Consider the following 16257-nt stretch of genomic DNA (forward strand, 5'->3'; position numbering starts at 1 on the left):
GCCTCAGTCGACAAGCGCGCCGGCGGACAGATTGGCGATCGTCCCGGTCATGGCTCCAGCTCGGTCCGAAGCCAGGAACGCGGCCGTCTCCGCGATCTCGGAGAGCGTGGGCAGTCTCTTCAGAAGCGTCCCCTGCGCCATTCCCCCGCCTTCGAGCAATTCCTGGACCGACTGCCCGGCCGCCGCAGCGGTTTTCCGGAAGAGGTCCTCGGTGTACGAACCCGCCGCCGGCGCGTCGACGGCGGCGTGAGGACGGATGCCGACAACCCGGATGTTGCGGGGGGCGAGCTCCGCGGCCAGAACCCGCGAGAAGGCCTCTTTTCCGGCCGCGCTCACACTGTGCCCCAGAATGCCGCCCACGGCCAGTTTGGAACCCGGCTCGGACAGAGTCAGGATGACGCCGGGGCGCTCGCGGCCCATGTGCCGTGCCACGGCCTTGCTGGTGATGAACAGCATCCGCAGAAAGCCGTCGACCGGCCGCATGAACTCCTCCAGCGACAGGTCCGCCAGCGAAGTCCCCTGGTCGTGCATGACGCTCACGGCGTTGAGGGCGATGTCGATGCCGCCGGCCGTCGCCGCGACCGCGTCGGCGTGCTTCTCGACCGCCCGCTGGTCGAGAACGTCAACGTGCGCGGTCTCGACTGTTCCGCCCGTGGCGGCGATATCACGCGCCACGGCGTCGAGTTTCGCCTGCGTCCGCCCGGCGATGAAGACTCTCGCGCCTTCCCTGGCGAATACCCGTGCGACTGCGCCGCCGATGGCGCCACCGCCTCCATAGACCACCGCGTTCTTATCACTAAGCAGTAACCCGCTCATATTTGTCCTCATAAAGATGGCTCATTCTTCCGGATGATTACGCGGAATCGATGCTCACGCCGTCGCCGTCGCCGTCGCCGTCACCGTCGCCATGGCGAGGGCGAGGGCGACGGCGAGAGGGTGCCGGCGTCGGTCGAGGGGCCGCCGGAGACCTCGTCCGGCGGCCCGTCGGTCAGGCGTCCTTCTGGCGCTGGATCTGTTCCGCGATGCGCTTGATGCGGTTCAGTCGCGCATCCCAGGTTCTGCCGACGTCGTTCAGCTGCCGGACGGCGCGGGCGAGTTGCGCCTCGTCGACCTCGTAGCGCCGCTCGCGGCCCGTCGGCGTCGCGCGCACGAGGCCCGCACGATCGAGGACGGCCAGATGTTTGGTGACCGCCTGGCGCGAGATGGGGAGACGATCGCTCAGACTGGTCGGCGTACCGACCCCTTCCGCGAGCAGCAGGTCGAGCAGGCGGCGCCTGATCGGGTCGCCGATCGCCGACCAGAGCTCGTCGTCGACGGCGACGGTCATCGCGCCACCACGGAAGGAGCGTAGCCCTGCAGCCTGGGCAGGAACATGTCCCAGCCGCGCTCGTGGTCGTGGAAGGTCTCTTCGAGCACAGCGGCCTCCCAGCCCTTCTCCCGCCAGCCGCTCTCGGTCAGGCGCAGAATCGTGCCGTTGCCGGAGGGCTCGAGTTCGAAGGTGACCAGAAGGGAGTTGCCCGCATCGGGCAACCGGCCCGCGGGGGCGATCCAGCGGAACGCGAACCTGCGCGGCGGATCCACGTCGACCACCGCGATCCGTTCGACCCCGGCGCGGTCGCCCCACACCAGTTCGCCGACCGCACCCGGCGCAGGCTCGAACGACGCGTCATCGGACCACCACATCCTGATGTGTTCGGGGCGGCTCACCACATCGAACACGATCTCCGGCGCCGCGTCGAGGAGGATCTCGCGCTCCAGCGTTCCGAACTCCATCATCGACCTCCAATAAGCAACCATCGGTTGCGTATGACCCTAGCAGCCGGACCGGGGAACCCGCAACCTTATGTTGCGCGAAGGTCGCGAGGGCGACGTGGGCGAGCGCTTGATCTCAGCCGTGGCGGACCCGGTCCGCGGCGTCCGTCAGGGGACGGTCGACGTCATGCCGGGGAGAACGCCGACGCACACCGCCCCGCCCTGGCTGTGACGCCGCGCTGCCCGGGTCAGCAGACGCCGGGCAGCGCGCACACCTTCGCCGCCATTTCGGCGGCGGTGCCGCGCAAGGTCTTGACGGCCCGCTTCTGCGGGTAGCCGAGAGAGTCCAAGTCTCCGGAGTAAATCATCAGGGCGCTGCCCTTGCGTGCCACGACGCCCATCAGCAGCGGAGACCATTCTTTGTTGAGCTTGTCGTACATCATGAGGCGCATCAGCACGGCCTCGTCCGCCAGCCGCGTGCGGTTCACCACCCACCGGGTTCTCCCGTCGCCGGACCAGCTGTACGGCTTGCCGTGCGGCTGGGTCGCGCACCGCCGGGCGTCGGCGAGCAGCTTCCTCATGGCCGTCCTGGCCGCCCTGGAGTCCCGGTAGATCACGAGTTGTTCGCTCGCGTGCGAGGGCGCACTGGTGTCGTGGGTGATCGTGCGGTCACCGGCATGAGCCCTCCTCTGCGGAGACGGCGGCGGGCGGGAGCCTTTCCGGCTCCCGCCCGCCGCCGTCTCCGCCGGAGAGGACTATGCGGAGACGAGTTCCTGCTCCTTCTCGGCCTTGACGGCGGGCGCCTCGTCGAGGGACTGCGCCGGGGCGTTGAAGACAGCCGTGTCGAGGCGGCCCTCGGCCCGGCCCACCAGCACCGGGACGACGAGCTGGCCCGTGACGTTGGTGGCCGTACGGATCATGTCGAGGATCGGGTCGATGGCCAGCAGCAGGCCGACGCCCTCCAGGGGCAGGCCGAGCGTGCTCAGGGTGAGGGTCAGCATCACGATCGCACCGGTCAGGCCCGCGGTGGCGGCGGAGCCGACCACGGAGACGAAGGCGATCAGCAGGTAGTCGCCGAGGTCGAGCGGGAGGCCGAAGACCTGGGCCACGAAGATGGCGGCGAGGGCGGGGTAGACCGCGGCGCAGCCGTCCATCTTGGTGGTGGCGCCGAACGGCACCGCGAAGGAGGCGTAGTCGCGGTCGACGCCGAGCCGGTCGACGGCGATCCGCTGGGTGAGCGGCATGGTGCCGACCGAGGAGCGGGAGACGAAGGCCAGCTCGATGGCGGGCCAGGCCTTGCGGTAGAAGGTGAGCGGGCTGACCCTGCCGACGGAGGAGAGCAGCACCGGGTAGATCACCAGCAGAACCACGGCGCAACCGATGTAGACCCCGGCGCTGAGCTTGGCCAGCGGGGCCAGCAGGTCCCAGCCGTAGGTGGCCACGGACTTGCCGATCAGGCCCGCGGTGCCGATCGGGGCCAGGCGGATGACCCACCACAGGGCCTTCTGCACCAGTTCGAGGACGGAGCGGCTGAAGGCGAGGAACGGCTCGGCCTTCTCGCCGACCGCCATCGCGGCGGCGCCGAGGACGACCCCCAGGAAGACGATCTGGAGGACGTTGAGCTCGGTGAAGGCGGTGACGATGTTGGTCGGGACGATGCCGGTCAGGAAGTCGATCCAGGTTCCGGCGCCCTCCAGGTCCACGGCCTTGGCGCCCTCGGTGGCGATGGTGACGCCGCGGCCGGGGTTGATCAGCAGGCCGAGGCCGATGGCGGCGGCGACCGCGGCCAGCGAGGTGACCATGAACCACAGGAGTGTCTTGCCGGCGAGCCTGGCGGCCCCGCTGACGTTGCGCAGGTTGGCCACGCTGACCACGACGGCGGTGAAGACCAGCGGCGGGACCGCGAGCTTGAGGAGCTGGACGAAGATCTTGCCGACCTCGGTCAGGGTGTCGGCGAGCCAGGTGACCTCACCGGCCCGGGCGACGAATCCGAGGGCGACGCCGACGAGGAGGCCCAGCAGCAGTTGCAGGGAAAAGGAGAATCTCTTCACGAACGCGACTTTCGAAAAAGGGCATGCCGGAGCGGACACGGCCATGCGGGGTGAGGAAAAGAAAGGCGAGGAACGCGTTCAGCGACAGAGATCGCTGCTGAGGCGGCACAGGTCGACATGGATTCGGCCGACCAGCCGCACGAGCACCAGGGAGAACCTCACGGAGGGTTTGAACAGCTCGTGACTACGGCCGATTCCCCATTACCGATGTGATCTGAGACACGGTGGCGGTTCTTCGATGATTCTCCGGTGATTCTTCGGCCCGAGCGGTCTGGGCGCCCGCCAGACCGTCTGCGAACCGGTACGGCCTGCGCGGCCCGCTCCTTCGATTCCGTGGAACATGACGTCCATCCGGGACGTCGTGGTGATGATCAGGTCTTCGGCGTCGCGGCGGGCGAGCCGTACGGCGACCGCCTCCTCCAGGAGGGAGACCACCTGGTTGGGCTGCTGCAGGAGCCGCGGCCACGGGACTGCGACGTTCTCGCTCATGCCTCCACGACATTTGAAGTAGTGAGCGGCTTCGAGGAAAACATGGCGCTCCGTGAGCACCCGTGTACAGAAAACGAGAAAGCGGGGGCCCCGGGTGGCCGCTCGCCCTTGAGCGGCCACCCGGGGCCCCCGCCGTACGGAGTTCCCCGGGGAAGTCCTTCCGCGTCAGGCCCCCGGGAAACCCGAAGAGTTCCAGGAGAGGACGGAAGGACTCACAGAGACGTCAGGAGACGAGCTCCTTGATCTTCTCGATGAGGCGGATGCGCTCCTCGTGCGTGCGGGCCAGCGGGGTGACGTTGATCGTCGTCACGCCCGACTCCCGCATCGCCTGGACGCGGTCGCGGACGAAGCCCTCCGAGCCGATCAGCGACATCGACTCCAGCAGCTCCTGCGGGACGAGCGCGGCGGCCTCGTCCTTCTTGCCGGACAGGTACAGCTCCTGGATCTGCTCGGCCTCCTTCTCGTAGCCGTAGCGCCGGGCCAGGTCGTTGTAGAAGTTCTTGCCCTTGGCGCCCATGCCCCCGATGTAGAGCGCGGCCATCGGGCGGCCCAGCTGCAGCCAGCCGGAGACGTCGTCGCCGATGGCCAGGCTCGCCTGGGCGATGACGTCCAGTTCGCCGAGGGCGGGGTCGCGCCTGGCCTTTCCGGCGGCGATGGAGGGACCCCAGACGTCGGCGGCCTTCTCCGGCATGTAGAAGATCGGCTCCCACCCCTCGGCGATCTCGGCGGCGAGCTCGACGTTCTTGGGGCCGATGGCGGCGATCACGACGGGGATGCGGTCGCGGACCGGGTGGTTGATGATCTTGAGTGGCTTGCCCAGGCCGGTGCCCTGGTCGGCGGGGAGCGGGACCGTGTAGTGCTTGCCCTCGTAGGTGACGCGCTCGCGCTTCCAGACCTGGCGGCAGATCTCGATGACCTCGCGGGTACGGCCCAGCGGCGCGGTGTACGGCACGCCGTGGAAGCCCTCGATGACCTGCGGGCCGGAGGCCCCCAGGCCGAGGGTGAAGCGCCCGTCGGAGACGTAGTCCATGCCAGCGGCGGTCATGGCCAGCAGCGTCGGGGTGCGGGAGTAGACCGGCAGGATGCCCGAGGCGATCTGCAGCCGCTCGGTCTTGGCCGCGATGTAGCCCATCTGGCTGACCGCGTCGAAGCTGTAGGCCTCGGCGACGAAGACGATGTCGAGTCCGGCCTTCTCGTAGTCGGCCAGCTCGGCCACCGTCTCCTTGAAGCCGCCCGAGTAGTTCAGGGCCATACCGATGCGCATCGTGGGGTCGTCCTTCCGCTCGCGCCCGCAAAACCGAATGTTGTTCCGTTGTCTCCGCAACAAAGGCTATCGAGTCAGCGGCCGAGCACCAAGCCCGCACGCCTCCCACACAACTCCGCACGAGCCCGCGCGTCCCCCGCACAAGCCCGCACGTCCCCCATTCAAGCGGGGTAGCCTACGCATTTCGGGGCAGAGACATCTTTCCGATCCGGTGGGACGAACGGTGGACGGTGGAGGATCCGCCAGAGAAAGGGGCATGCGCTGAGACGAGTGATCATCGTGGGGGCGGCCGCGCTGGCCCTGCTCCTCGGCGGACACCGGCTCCTGCCGGAACTGGGCGGGTTCACCACCGTGCTGGAGAGCCTGCTCCCCTGGCTGGGCGCCGCCGTCCCGCTTCTGGTGATCGGCGCGCTGTTCACCCGCTCGTGGAAGGTGGTCGCCGCCGCACTGCTCCCCGCTGCCGTGTGGGGAGTCATGTTCGGCCCCGATCTGCTGCGCACCGCGCCGGGCGGGCCGAGCGACCTGGCGGTCGCCACCCTCAACGTGGGCGTGGCCAACTCCGACTCCGGCAAGGCCGTACGCGCCCTGGCCAAGGGCCGGGACCTGTTCGCCGCCCAGGAGCTGACCCCCGGCGGCCCCGCGGCCGAGGAGCTCAGCAGGCACTTCCCGCACCGGGTGCAGGTGAGCACGATCGGGCTGTGGAGCCGCTTCCCGATCACCGAGCACCGGACGGTGGACATCGGCCTGGACTGGACCCGGGCGCTGCGCGCCGTCGTGGAGACGCCCAGGGGGAAGGTGACGGTCTACGTCATGCACCTGGCCTCGGCCCGGCCCGGCGAGACGTCCCAGCGGGACCGCACCCTCGCCCACGCGCGGCGGGTCATCGAGGCGGACGGCAGCGAGAACCTGCTGCTCCTGGGCGATCTCAACACCGCCACCACCGACCGCAAGCGCTCCGGCCTGGTGCCGCCGCTCTCCGACGCCCATCTGGAGGCGGGCGCCGGTTTCGGCTTCACCTGGCCGGCCTCCTTCCCGGTCACCCGGCCCGACCACATCCTCTACCGCGGCCTCACCGCGACCAGCGCGAGCGTGGAGCACGCCGTCGGCAGCGACCACCGCGCCGCCGTGGCCTCCCTGCGCCTGTGACCGTCCGTCTCCCGGTCACAGCCGCGCGAGGTCGGCGGGCGTGTCGATGTCCGCGGGGTCACCCGCGTCGTCGCAGGGAACCTCGACCACCAGCTCGGGGTGGGCGCGCAGGAACGGCCGGGCTCCGACGTCGCCGACGGCGAGCTCGGCGACCTCCGCGAAGTGCTCCCTGGCGATCAGCACCGGGTTCCGCTGCGCGCCGCCGTACGTCGCGACGGCGAGGGTGGCGCCGTCCAGCGCCGCCCCGGCCAGCCGCCGCACCACCGGCGCCCCGATGAGCGGCTGGTCCACCAGCGCGACCACCACGTACCGGGCGTCGGGGGGCAGCGCGTCGAGGCCCGTCCGGAGCGAGGAGCCCATCCCGCTCCGCCAGTCGGGGTTGCGCACGGTCACCGCCCCCCGCACCTGCACGGTCGCGGCCCCGAGCACCACCACCACCGGATGGCAGCCGCCGTCGTGCAGCAGTCTCACCCCCCGGTCCACCAGGCGTTCCCCCCGGTACTCCACCAGCGCCTTCGGCGTGCCCAGACGTGACCCCGACCCGGCCGCCAGCAGCAGCCCCGCGACGTGCGATCTCATGGAAGCCTTCTTCCCCGCGGCGGCCGTTCCCGCACCCCCGACAGCAGGCCGGCCAGTTCCTCGAAGGCGGCGAGGCTGTGCCCGGCCACGAAGTCGTCGACGTACGGCAGCGCCGCGCGCATCCCGCCGGTGAGCGGCCGGTAGCCCTCGTGGCCCTTGTGCGGGTTCACCCAGATCACCCGGTGCGCCGTACGGGACAGCCGGGCCATCTCCGCGCCGAGCAGGGAGACGTCGCCGCGCTCCCAGCCGTCGGAGGCGATCACCACCGTCGCGCCCCGCGCGTCGCCCAGGGCCAGGAGCCTGCGGACCTCCTCGCCCAGCCGGGTCCCGCCGCTCCAGTCGGGTATGACGCGCGAGACGGCGGTCATCGCCGTCTGGGGATCGCGGTGGCGCAGCTCGGCGGTGAGCCGGGTGAGGCGGGTGCCGGCGCTGAACACCTCGGTGGCACGGGGCTCGGACCTGACCAGCGCGTGGGCCAGGCGGAGCAGGGTGTCGGCGTAGGGGGTCATGGACCCGCTCACGTCCACCACCAGCACGACCCGGCGGGGTCTGGTCCGGTGCTCGCGGTAGCGGAGTCCGGCGGTCTCACCGCCGCGCCGCAGGGTCTCCCGGATCGTCCGGCGGGCGTCCGGCCGCCCCCGGCGCGCCGGCCGGAACCGCCGTGATCCGCGCCGCTCCCTGACGGTCCCGAGCAGGGCGAGCAGCCGGTGCGCCTCGGCCAGCTCCGCCGCGCCCATCGCGGCCACGTCGCGGTGGCGCAGCACCTCCGTCGCGCTCGCCCCGGCGGCGAGCGCCGGCGCCTGCCCGCCGTCCTCCCCCCGGTCCCGGGACCCGCCGGCCAGGGAGGCGTACCGGATGAGGGTGACGGCGTCCGGCCGCGCGCGGCCCGCCCGCAGGCCGCCGAAATAGGCGCGGAAGACCCGGTCGTAGCGGGGCAGGTCGTCGGCGGAGGCGCACAGGGTGAGCCGGCCCGCCCAGTAGACGTCGGCGGGCCGGGCGGCGTCCAGATGGGACAGGGCGCGCAGCAGGTTCTGGGTGCGCTCGTGGTCGGCGGGCACTCCGGCCGCCCGCAGGGTCCTGGCGAACCCCGTCATGACCGTGACCAGCTCCCCCGCCGCCCGTTCACCCGCCGCCCGTTCACCCGCCGCGCCCCCGACGCCTCCGTCCTCCGGGGGACCGGATCCCCCGGCCGCACCGGAGCCGTCAGCCGCGGGACGCACCGGGGAACCCGCCGGCGAGCACGGCCTCGTGGTCCTCGCGGTGCTTGAGCAGGGCGCCCAGCGTGGCCGCGGCCAGAGCGGGGTCGAGCTCGCGGGCGCCGAGGGTCAGCAGGGCCTCGGTCCAGTCCAGGGTCTCGGCGATCCCGGGCGGCTTGACCAGGTCCGCCTCGCGGAGCCGCCGCGCCGCCGCGGCGACCTGCTCGGCGAGGGTGGCCGAGCACTCCGGGAGCCTGCGCAGCAGGATCGCCACCTCCCGCTCGAAGGAGGGGTGCTCCAGCCAGTGGTAGAGACAGCGCCGCTTCAGCGCGTCGTGGACCTCGCGGGTGCGGTTGGAGGTCAGCACGACCACCGGCGGGGTCCGGGCGCGGACCGTGCCGAGCTCCGGGATGGAGATCGCGAAGTCGGACAGGACCTCCAGCAGGATCGCCTCGAACTCCACGTCCGCCCGGTCGATCTCGTCGATGAGCAGCACGCACGGCTGGGTCTCGAGCGCGCGCAGCAGCGGCCGGGCGATCAGGAAGCGCCGGTCGTAGACCTCCCCCTCCAGCCGGGCGGCGTCGGTGACCCCGCCCGCCTCGGCCGCCTTCAGGTGCAGCAGCTGGCGGGCGAAGTCCCAGTCGTAGAGGACCTGGGAGCCGTCGAGACCCTCGTAGCACTGCAGCCGGATCAGCGGCGCGTCCAGGACGGCGGCGAGGGTGCGGGCCAGCTCGGTCTTGCCGACCCCGGCCTCGCCCTCCAGGAACAGCGGCCGCCCCATCCGCAGGGCGAGGAACGCCGCCGTGGCCAGCCCCTCGTCGGCGAGGTAGGCCTCCCGGTCGAGCAGCTCCGCGAGCCGTCCGGGCGACTGGAGGTCCGATGCCGTGTTCGTCCGCCTCAGCACCACCTCAGGCTACGTCCCGGGCGGCCCGGCGAGCCAGCGCGCGGCGGGGCGGGCGCGACATGAAGCCCGATCAGGGTAGGAGTGATCGAGACCGGACGGAAGCAGGCGTATCCTCTCCCGGTGGGATACGCGGCCAGGCAGATCAACACCCCGTCGAGGGTGGTCGTCCTCGCGTTCATCTTGGTGATCGCGGCCGGTACGGCGCTGCTCTCGATGCCTGTCTCCGTCGCGGAGGGCCAGCGGGTCTCCTGGGTCTCGGCGCTGTTCACCGCGACCTCCGCGGTGTGCGTCACCGGCCTGGCCGTGCACGACACCGCCGCGCACTGGACGGTGTTCGGCGAGGTCGTGATCCTGACGCTGATCCAGATCGGCGGGATCGGGATCATGTCGCTCGCCTCGATCCTCGCGGTGATCGTCTCCGGGAAACTGGGGCTGCGCGCCCGGCTCAACACCCAGGCCGAGACCAAGACCCTGGGACCGGGCGACGTCCGCCAGGTGATCGTGGGCGTCGTCAAGATCACGTTCCTGGCGGAGGCGGTGACGGCCGCCGTCCTCACCGCCCGTTTCATGACCGGGTACGGCGAGCCGTTCGGCCGCGCCCTCTACTACGGGGTCTTCCACTCCGTCTCGGCGTTCACCAACGCCGGGTTCGCGCTGTGGCCCGACAGCATCATGCGGTTCGTCGGCGACGTGTGGATCTGCCTCCCCCTGGCTCTGGCCGTGGTCGCCGGAGGGCTGGGCTTCCCCGTCTACGCCGTCCTGCGCAAGGACTGGCGGCGGCCCTCACGCTGGTCGCTGCACGCCAAGATCACCTTGGGGGCGACCGCGGTCCTGCTGTTCGGCGGCGCCCTGGCCGTCACGATCCTGGAGTGGAACAACCCCGCCACCTTCGGCCCGCTCGCCCCCGGCCTGCGGATCCTGGCCGGGTTCTTCCACAGCGCGATGACCCGCAGCGGCGGGCTGAACTCCGTCGACACCTCCCAGATGCACGAGAACACCTGGCTGGTCAGCGACGTGCTGATGTTCATCGGCGCGGGCAGCGCGAGCACCGGCGGCGGCATCAAGGTGACCACGTTCGCCCTGCTCGGCTTCGTCATCCTGGCCGAGGTCCGGGGCGAGCCGGACGTCACGGCGGGCCGCCGCCGCATCGCCGAGCACATCCAGCGCCAGGCCCTGACCATCGCGCTGCTCAGCGTGGCCTGCGTGGTCGTCGGCACGCTCGTCATGATGATGCTGACGCCGTTCACCCTCGACCGCGTACTGTTCGAGGTGGTCTCCGCGTTCGGCACGGTCGGGCTCTCCACGGGGATCACCGCCGACGTCGGCCCCGCGGGCCACCTGGTCCTGACGACCCTGATGTTCATCGGGCGGCTCGGACCGGTGACCCTCGGCGCCGCGCTCGCGCTGAACACCCAGACCCGCAGGTTCCGTTACCCGGAGGAGCGACCCCTCGTTGGCTGACAAGGAGAGCCGCGGCGACGCGGTGATGGTCATCGGTCTCGGCCGGTTCGGCGGCGCGCTCGCCACCGAGCTCGCCGTACGCGGCGTCGAGGTGCTCGGCGTGGACAACGACTCCCGCAACGTTCAGGAGTTCTCCGCGCGGCTCACCCACGCCGTCTGCGCCGACTCCACCGACGCCGACGCGATGACGCAGCTGGGCGCCGCCGAGTTCGGCCGGGCCGTGGTCGGCATCGGCACCGACATCGAGTCGAGCGTGCTGACCACCTCGATCCTGGTCGACCTGGGCCTGGCCGACATCTGGGCGAAGGCGATCAGCCGCCAGCACGCGCAGATCCTGCGGCGGGTCGGCGCCCACCACGTGGTGCAGCCCGAGGCCGACATGGGCGAGCGGGTCGCGCACCTGGTCACCGGCCGGATGCTCGACTACGTGGAGATCGACGAGGACTACGCCCTCATCAAGACCAAGGCCCCGGCCTGGGCCGCGGGCCGGGCGCTGCGCGAGCTCGGCATCCGCAAGACCTACGGCGTGACCGTCGTCGGAATCAAGAAGCCCGGGGTGGGGTTCACCTACGCCACCCCCGACACCGTCATCCAGGCCGGCGACACCCTGCTCGTCACCGGGGACGCCGACGGGACCGAGCGGTTCTCCGAGGAGACCTGAGCCGGAGCGGGGCCCGGCCGCCCCCGCGGCCGGGGACGAGAACACCTCAGGATCGCTCCCCGTCCGCCGATGGAACCATCGTCATGGAGATGAACACGGCATGGCGGAGGGCGGAACGATGACAGCTGACCTGCGGGAGCGAACCGCCCCATCGCCCACACCCACGCCCACCATCCTGAGCCGTGTCCGCGCCCGGCCGGTGTTCTGGGCTCTCACCGCGCTCGCCGTCCTCAGCACCGGCGCGTTCGCCCTCTCGGCGGTGTTCCCCCCGGGATGGCCGCTCCCGGCCCGGATCCCGTCCATCGCCTCCACCGCACTGGCCGCGTTCGCCTGCGCCCGCGTCTCGACGTCGCTGGCCGGGGCGATGCGGTCGTTCTGGCAGCGGCTCTGCCTGTCCATGGGGCTTCTCTCGGCCGGGCTGACGGTCGGCGCCTACCAGGCGTTCCTCAATCCCGGCCTGCCGGAGCGTCATGTCGGTCCGGTGAGCATGGGACTGTACCTCGGCGCCCTGGTGGTCACCATCTGGGCGCTGCTGCGGCTGCCGATCGGGCAGCGCTCGCGCCGGGCCCTGCTGACCCTGGGGCTCGACGCGGGGGTCGTCATGCTGGCCGCGGCGCTGTTCGCGTGGCATCTGACGTTGCGCACCGCGCCGAGCCTGCTCACCGCCACGGGCATGTCCTGGTCGGTGCTCGTGGTCGTCGCGCTGTGCTTCCTGGAGGTGCTCACCGCCGTCAAGCTGGCGCTGACCGGTGCCGGCCCGCTGCATCCCCGCGTCCTGACCGCCCTGGGGATGTCGGTCGTCGTGGGGGCGGCGAGCAGCGCGCTCGCCCCGCTCCTGCACGACAGGCCGTACCTCTCCACCACCAGCCTCGCCGTCCCGCTCATCGCCTTCCTCACCGGTCTCGCCGCCGAGCGGCAGCGGCGGGTCATGGACGAGCCGGCCACCGCCCCGCGTCGCCGTCGGCGGCCGTTCAGCCTGCTGCCGTACGCCGCCATCGCGGTGACCGGCGCCCTGCTCCTCATCTCGGCCCAGGGCTCCAGCACGGAGCTGCGCGTGCTCGCGGCCGGGACGATCGCCATCACCGCCCTGGTGGTGCTGCGGCAGATCGTGTCCTTCTACGACAACGCCAGCCTCCAGGAGCAGCTGTCCCACCAGGCCAGCCACGACGCGCTGACCCGGCTCGCCAACCGGTCGCTGTTCACCGAGCGCGCCACCGGCGCCCTGGCCGAGGCCCCGCAGCGCGGCGTCGCACTGGCCCTGATCGACCTGGACGACTTCAAGGGCGTCAACGACCGGCTCGGGCACGCGGTGGGCGACGCCCTCCTGGTGGCCGTGGCCGACCGGCTGCGCGAGTGCGTCCGGCGGGGCGACACGGTCGCCCGGCTGGGCGGCGACGAGTTCGCCGTGCTGCTGAACGACGTGAGCTCCGCCGAGGCCGACCGGATCATCGACCGGATCATCGCGGCGCTCGCCACGCCGGTCGCCGCCGACGGTCACGAGCTGCTCGTGCAGGCCAGCATCGGCCTGGTCGAGGGCGGGGAGGAGGTGAGCGCCAGCGAACTGCTGCGCCGCGCCGACGTGGCCATGTACTCCGCCAAGGAGCGGGGCAAGCGCCGCTGCGTGCGCTACGCCCAGGACATGGACGCCCGCGCCGTCGAGAACGCCCGGCTCAGCGCCGAGCTGCGCCAGGCCCCGGCCCGCGGCGAGCTGTTCCTGCTCTACCAGCCGGTGGTCACCCTGCCCGACGGCGAACTGTCCGGGGTGGAGGCGCTGGTGCGCTGGCGCCACCCGGAGCGCGGGCTGGTCTCCCCGGCGGAGTTCATCCCGGTCGCCGAGCGCACCGGCATGATCGTCGACATCGGCACCTGGGTGCTGGGTGAGGCCTGCCGGCAGATGGCCGCCTGGCAGCGGGAGTACGGCCCGCAGGCGCCCGCCAAGATGAGCGTGAACGTCTCGGCCCGGCAGCTGCTCGAACCGGCCTTCGCCCAGACCGTCGCCGGCGCGCTGCGCGAGCACGGGCTGCGCCCGTCCGACCTGCTGCTGGAGATCACCGAGACGGCCGTGTTCGACGGCGGGCTCGCCCTGGAGACGGTCAAGGCCGTCCAGGCGCTCGGCGTGCCGATCGCGCTGGACGACTTCGGCACCGGGCACTCCTCGCTCGGCCTGCTGCGCACCTGCCCGGTGGACGTGCTGAAGGTGGACAAGCTGTTCGTCGACGGCGTGACCGGTGACACCGAGCAGGCGGCGATCGCCACCTCGCTGGCGCACATCGCCCAGGCCCTGCGGCTGCGGGCGGTGGCCGAGGGCGTGGAGACCCCGGACCAGGCCGAACGGCTCTACCAGCTGGGCTACCGGCTGGCCCAGGGCTACCACTTCGCGCCGCCGCTGTCGCCGGACAACATCGAGCGGATCCTGCAGACCCGTACCGCGAACCCGGGTCCGGAGTCCTGGGAGCCCTCCGCCCTCGCCGGTTAGCCCGCGAGGGGACGCCGGTGGACTAGCGGGATTCGTCGGCCTCGCCGCGCTCCTCGATGAGCGCGGCGAGTTCCCGCACCTGGAGCACGGTGCGCGTCTTCTCCGATCCCTGCAGGCCCATGGCCCCGATGGTCATTCCGTCGGAGAAGTCGACCTTCGCCCAGGGTTCGCCCTCGACCAGGGTGACCGAGATCACCTCGGCCCACTCGTAGCGGTGCACCCGCAGGCCGTTGACCAGGGTGATCCCGCGCTCGTCCGCCTCCACCCGGCACCGGCCGAGCAGGTGCAGCACCCAGGCGACCAGCCCGGCGAGCGCCACCACCCCGAGCTTGTCGAAGATCGTGAACGGCGGCGGCAGGAAGATCGCCATGATCACGGCCCCGATCATGATCACCGTGGCGAGGCCGTACGCCACGATCCGGCCCGTCTTCGGCCGCCACACGACGGGCAGGGCGGGTGCGGGGACCCTGTCGGAGCTCACCTGAAGTTCACTTTCCTTAGCGGGGACGGCCGGTCGGACGCCGAAGGAAACCTACCGCACCGCCTCGCCGCCCCCGCCTCCGCCGGGGCGGGACACCGCCCCGGCGCGCCGGGACCGCCGTCAGTCCCGCAGGCCCCGCAGGATCAGGGCCGTCTCCAGCGCGGCCACGGTGGCCTCGTACCCCTTGTCCTCGTGACTGCCCGGCAGTCCGGACCGGTCGAGGGCCTGGTCCAGCGTGTCGCAGGTCAGCACGCCGTTGCCGACCGGCGTCTCCTCGTCGAGGGAGATCCGGGTCAGTCCCGAGGTGACGGAGTCGCAGACGTAGTCGAAGTGGGCGGTCTCCCCGCGGATCACGGCTCCCAGCGCCACCACCGCGTCGCAACGCCGGGCCAGCGCCTGGACCACGACCGGGATCTCCAGGGATCCGGCCACCCGGACCACGGTCGCCTCGGCGCCGCTGTCCCGGCACGCCCGCACGGCCCGCGTCACGAGCTGATCGGTGATCTTCTCGTGCCAGCGGGCGGCCACGATCCCGACCGTCAGCCCTCCGGCCTCGACCGCCTCCGCCCCCGGACGTCCTTCGCCACTCATGCTTGCCTCTCCCCGATGTCGTGGCCCAGGCGGTCGCGCTTGGCCAGCAGGTACTTCTCGTTGTACGGGTTCATCGCCACCGGCGTCGCCTCGCGGCCCAGCACCTTGACCCCGTAGCCGTCCATGCCGCGCAGCTTGGCCGGGTTGTTGGTCAGCAGCCGGACCGACTTCACGCCCAGGTCGGCGAGCATCTGCCCGGCGTTGGAGAACTCGCGGGCGTCCACCGGCAGGCCCAGTTCCACGTTGGCGTCCACGGTGTCGCTCCCGTTGTCCTGCAGGCCGTACGCCCGCAGCTTGGCCAGCAGCCCGATCCCGCGCCCCTCGTGCCCGCGCAGGTAGACCACCACCCCGCGCCCCTCCTCGGCGATCCGCGCCATCGCGTGCTCCAGTTGCACCCCGCAGTCGCACCGCAGCGAGCCGAGCACGTCCCCGGTGAGGCACTCGGAGTGCGCCCGGACCAGCACGTCCTCCCCGTCGCCGAGGTCGCCGTAGACCAGGGCCAGGTGCTCGCCGCCGTCCAGGGAGCTGGAGTAGCCGTACGCGCGCCACATCCCGTGCCGGGTGGGGATCAGCGTCTCGGCGACCCGGGTCACCATCCGCTCGGTCCTGCGCCGGAACTCCACCAGCTGCTCGATGGAGACCAGCGCCAGGTCGTGCTCGTCGCAGAACGTCCGCAGCTCCGGCAGGCGCTTCATGGTCCCGTCGTCGTTGACGACCTCGGCGAGCGCGCCGGCCGGGCTCAGCCCGGCCAGCCGGGCCAGGTCCACGGCCGCCTCGGTGTGGCCGCGCCGGACCAGCACACCGCCCTCGCGGTAGCGCAGCGGGAAGACGTGGCCGGGCCGGACCAGCTCGTACGGCTCGGTCGCCGAGTCGCACAGCGTGCGGATGGTCCTGGCGCGGTCGGCGGCCGAGATGCCGGTGCTCACGCCGTCACGGGCGTCGACGCTGATGGTGTAGGCCGTGCGCATGCGCTCGCGGTTGTCGTGGACCATCAGCGGCAGGCCGAGCCGGTCCAGGTCCTCGCCGGGCATCGAGACGCAGATGACCCCGCTGGTGTGCCGGATGGTGAAGGCCAGCAGCTCGGGCGTGGCCTTCGCCGCGGCGAAGATGATGTCGCCCTCGTTCTCGCGGTTCTCGTCGTCGACGACCACGATGGGCCGGCCCTCGCGGATGTCGGCGATCGCCCGCTCGATCGGGTCCAGCATG

The 16257-nt window shown here is 71.7% G+C and carries 18 protein-coding genes; 4 read left to right on the forward strand and 14 right to left on the reverse strand.

What is annotated here, in order from left to right; all coding sequences use genetic code 11:
* Nucleotides 1-3: 3 nt before the first annotated feature.
* The 8 genes from IEZ08_RS05445 to IEZ08_RS05475 all read right to left on the reverse strand — a co-directional run bounded on the left by IEZ08_RS05445 (nt 4) and on the right by IEZ08_RS05475 (nt 5556).
* Nucleotides 4-816: an SDR family NAD(P)-dependent oxidoreductase gene (locus tag IEZ08_RS05445; RefSeq protein WP_068922682.1), complete on the reverse strand. Its 813-nt coding sequence runs from the start codon at nt 814-816 to the stop codon at nt 4-6.
* Between the two features lie 172 nt (nt 817-988).
* Nucleotides 989-1327 carry an ArsR/SmtB family transcription factor gene (locus tag IEZ08_RS05450; protein WP_068922681.1) on the reverse strand — a complete coding sequence of 113 codons (339 nt, stop codon included), beginning with the start codon at nt 1325-1327 and terminating at the stop codon, nt 989-991.
* The gene (locus IEZ08_RS05455; protein ID WP_229802933.1) at nt 1324-1776 is read right to left on the reverse strand and encodes an SRPBCC family protein; all 453 of its coding nucleotides are present in this window, start codon (nt 1774-1776) and stop codon (nt 1324-1326) included. The genes IEZ08_RS05450 and IEZ08_RS05455 overlap by 4 nt, the downstream gene beginning before the upstream one ends.
* A gap of 224 nt (nt 1777-2000) precedes the next feature.
* A complete protein-coding gene (locus IEZ08_RS05460) occupies nt 2001-2333 on the reverse strand; it encodes a hypothetical protein (protein WP_141703824.1) in 333 nt (110 codons plus the stop codon).
* A gap of 174 nt (nt 2334-2507) precedes the next feature.
* Entirely contained in the window at nt 2508-3803 is a 1296-nt protein-coding gene (locus IEZ08_RS05465) for a dicarboxylate/amino acid:cation symporter (protein ID WP_068922679.1), read from the reverse strand.
* Nucleotides 3804-3881: 78 nt separating this feature from the next.
* On the reverse strand, nt 3882-3965 hold the full coding sequence (locus tag IEZ08_RS40590) for a putative leader peptide (RefSeq protein ID WP_373294331.1): 84 nt from the start codon (nt 3963-3965) through the stop codon (nt 3882-3884).
* Nucleotides 3966-4004: 39 nt separating this feature from the next.
* The gene (locus tag IEZ08_RS05470; RefSeq protein ID WP_189241781.1) at nt 4005-4292 is read right to left on the reverse strand and encodes a hypothetical protein; all 288 of its coding nucleotides are present in this window, start codon (nt 4290-4292) and stop codon (nt 4005-4007) included.
* A 223-nt stretch (nt 4293-4515) separates the two neighbouring features.
* Nucleotides 4516-5556 carry an LLM class F420-dependent oxidoreductase gene (locus IEZ08_RS05475; RefSeq protein WP_068922677.1) on the reverse strand — a complete coding sequence of 347 codons (1041 nt, stop codon included), beginning with the start codon at nt 5554-5556 and terminating at the stop codon, nt 4516-4518.
* A gap of 270 nt (nt 5557-5826) precedes the next feature.
* Between IEZ08_RS05475 and IEZ08_RS05480 the strand changes: the two genes are divergently transcribed.
* Nucleotides 5827-6702 (forward strand): endonuclease/exonuclease/phosphatase family protein, encoded by an 876-nt coding sequence (locus IEZ08_RS05480; RefSeq protein WP_229802934.1) that lies wholly within the window; start codon nt 5827-5829, stop codon nt 6700-6702.
* A gap of 15 nt (nt 6703-6717) precedes the next feature.
* Here IEZ08_RS05480 and IEZ08_RS05485 read toward each other — a convergent pair whose 3' ends face one another.
* Genes IEZ08_RS05485 through IEZ08_RS05495 form a run of 3 tightly spaced genes read right to left on the reverse strand, consistent with a single transcriptional unit; the run spans nt 6718 to nt 9381 of the window.
* On the reverse strand, nt 6718-7281 hold the full coding sequence (locus IEZ08_RS05485) for a nucleotidyltransferase family protein (protein ID WP_068922675.1): 564 nt from the start codon (nt 7279-7281) through the stop codon (nt 6718-6720).
* Nucleotides 7278-8501: a vWA domain-containing protein gene (locus IEZ08_RS05490; protein WP_229802935.1), complete on the reverse strand. Its 1224-nt coding sequence runs from the start codon at nt 8499-8501 to the stop codon at nt 7278-7280. Before IEZ08_RS05490 ends, IEZ08_RS05485 begins: the two co-directional genes overlap by 4 nt.
* A complete protein-coding gene (locus IEZ08_RS05495; RefSeq protein WP_068928625.1) occupies nt 8485-9381 on the reverse strand; it encodes an AAA family ATPase in 897 nt (298 codons plus the stop codon). The genes IEZ08_RS05490 and IEZ08_RS05495 overlap by 17 nt, the downstream gene beginning before the upstream one ends.
* A 120-nt stretch (nt 9382-9501) precedes the next feature.
* Between IEZ08_RS05495 and IEZ08_RS05500 the strand changes: the two genes are divergently transcribed.
* The 3 genes from IEZ08_RS05500 to IEZ08_RS05510 all read left to right on the forward strand — a co-directional run bounded on the left by IEZ08_RS05500 (nt 9502) and on the right by IEZ08_RS05510 (nt 13979).
* On the forward strand, nt 9502-10842 hold the full coding sequence (locus IEZ08_RS05500) for a TrkH family potassium uptake protein (RefSeq protein WP_068928623.1): 1341 nt from the start codon (nt 9502-9504) through the stop codon (nt 10840-10842).
* Nucleotides 10835-11503 (forward strand): potassium channel family protein, encoded by a 669-nt coding sequence (locus IEZ08_RS05505; protein ID WP_229802936.1) that lies wholly within the window; start codon nt 10835-10837, stop codon nt 11501-11503. The genes IEZ08_RS05500 and IEZ08_RS05505 overlap by 8 nt, the downstream gene beginning before the upstream one ends.
* 118 nt (nt 11504-11621) lie before the next feature.
* Entirely contained in the window at nt 11622-13979 is a 2358-nt protein-coding gene (locus tag IEZ08_RS05510; RefSeq protein ID WP_176728445.1) for a putative bifunctional diguanylate cyclase/phosphodiesterase, read from the forward strand.
* A gap of 22 nt (nt 13980-14001) precedes the next feature.
* On the opposite strand, the gene IEZ08_RS05515 is transcribed toward IEZ08_RS05510, so the two are convergent.
* The 3 genes from IEZ08_RS05515 to IEZ08_RS05525 form a co-directional block, all read right to left on the reverse strand.
* Complete coding sequence (locus IEZ08_RS05515; protein WP_068922674.1) at nt 14002-14460, reverse strand: PH domain-containing protein; 459 nt, start codon at nt 14458-14460, stop codon at nt 14002-14004.
* Between the two features lie 120 nt (nt 14461-14580).
* Nucleotides 14581-15051 carry a 6,7-dimethyl-8-ribityllumazine synthase gene (gene ribH / locus IEZ08_RS05520; protein WP_068922673.1) on the reverse strand — a complete coding sequence of 157 codons (471 nt, stop codon included), beginning with the start codon at nt 15049-15051 and terminating at the stop codon, nt 14581-14583.
* Nucleotides 15048-16256 (reverse strand): bifunctional 3,4-dihydroxy-2-butanone-4-phosphate synthase/GTP cyclohydrolase II, encoded by a 1209-nt coding sequence (locus tag IEZ08_RS05525; protein ID WP_068928620.1) that lies wholly within the window; start codon nt 16254-16256, stop codon nt 15048-15050. Before IEZ08_RS05525 ends, ribH begins: the two co-directional genes overlap by 4 nt.
* Nucleotide 16257 lies beyond the last annotated feature (1 nt).

This window comes from Planobispora rosea, assembly GCF_014648175.1.
GTDB lineage: Bacteria > Actinomycetota > Actinomycetes > Streptosporangiales > Streptosporangiaceae > Planobispora > Planobispora rosea.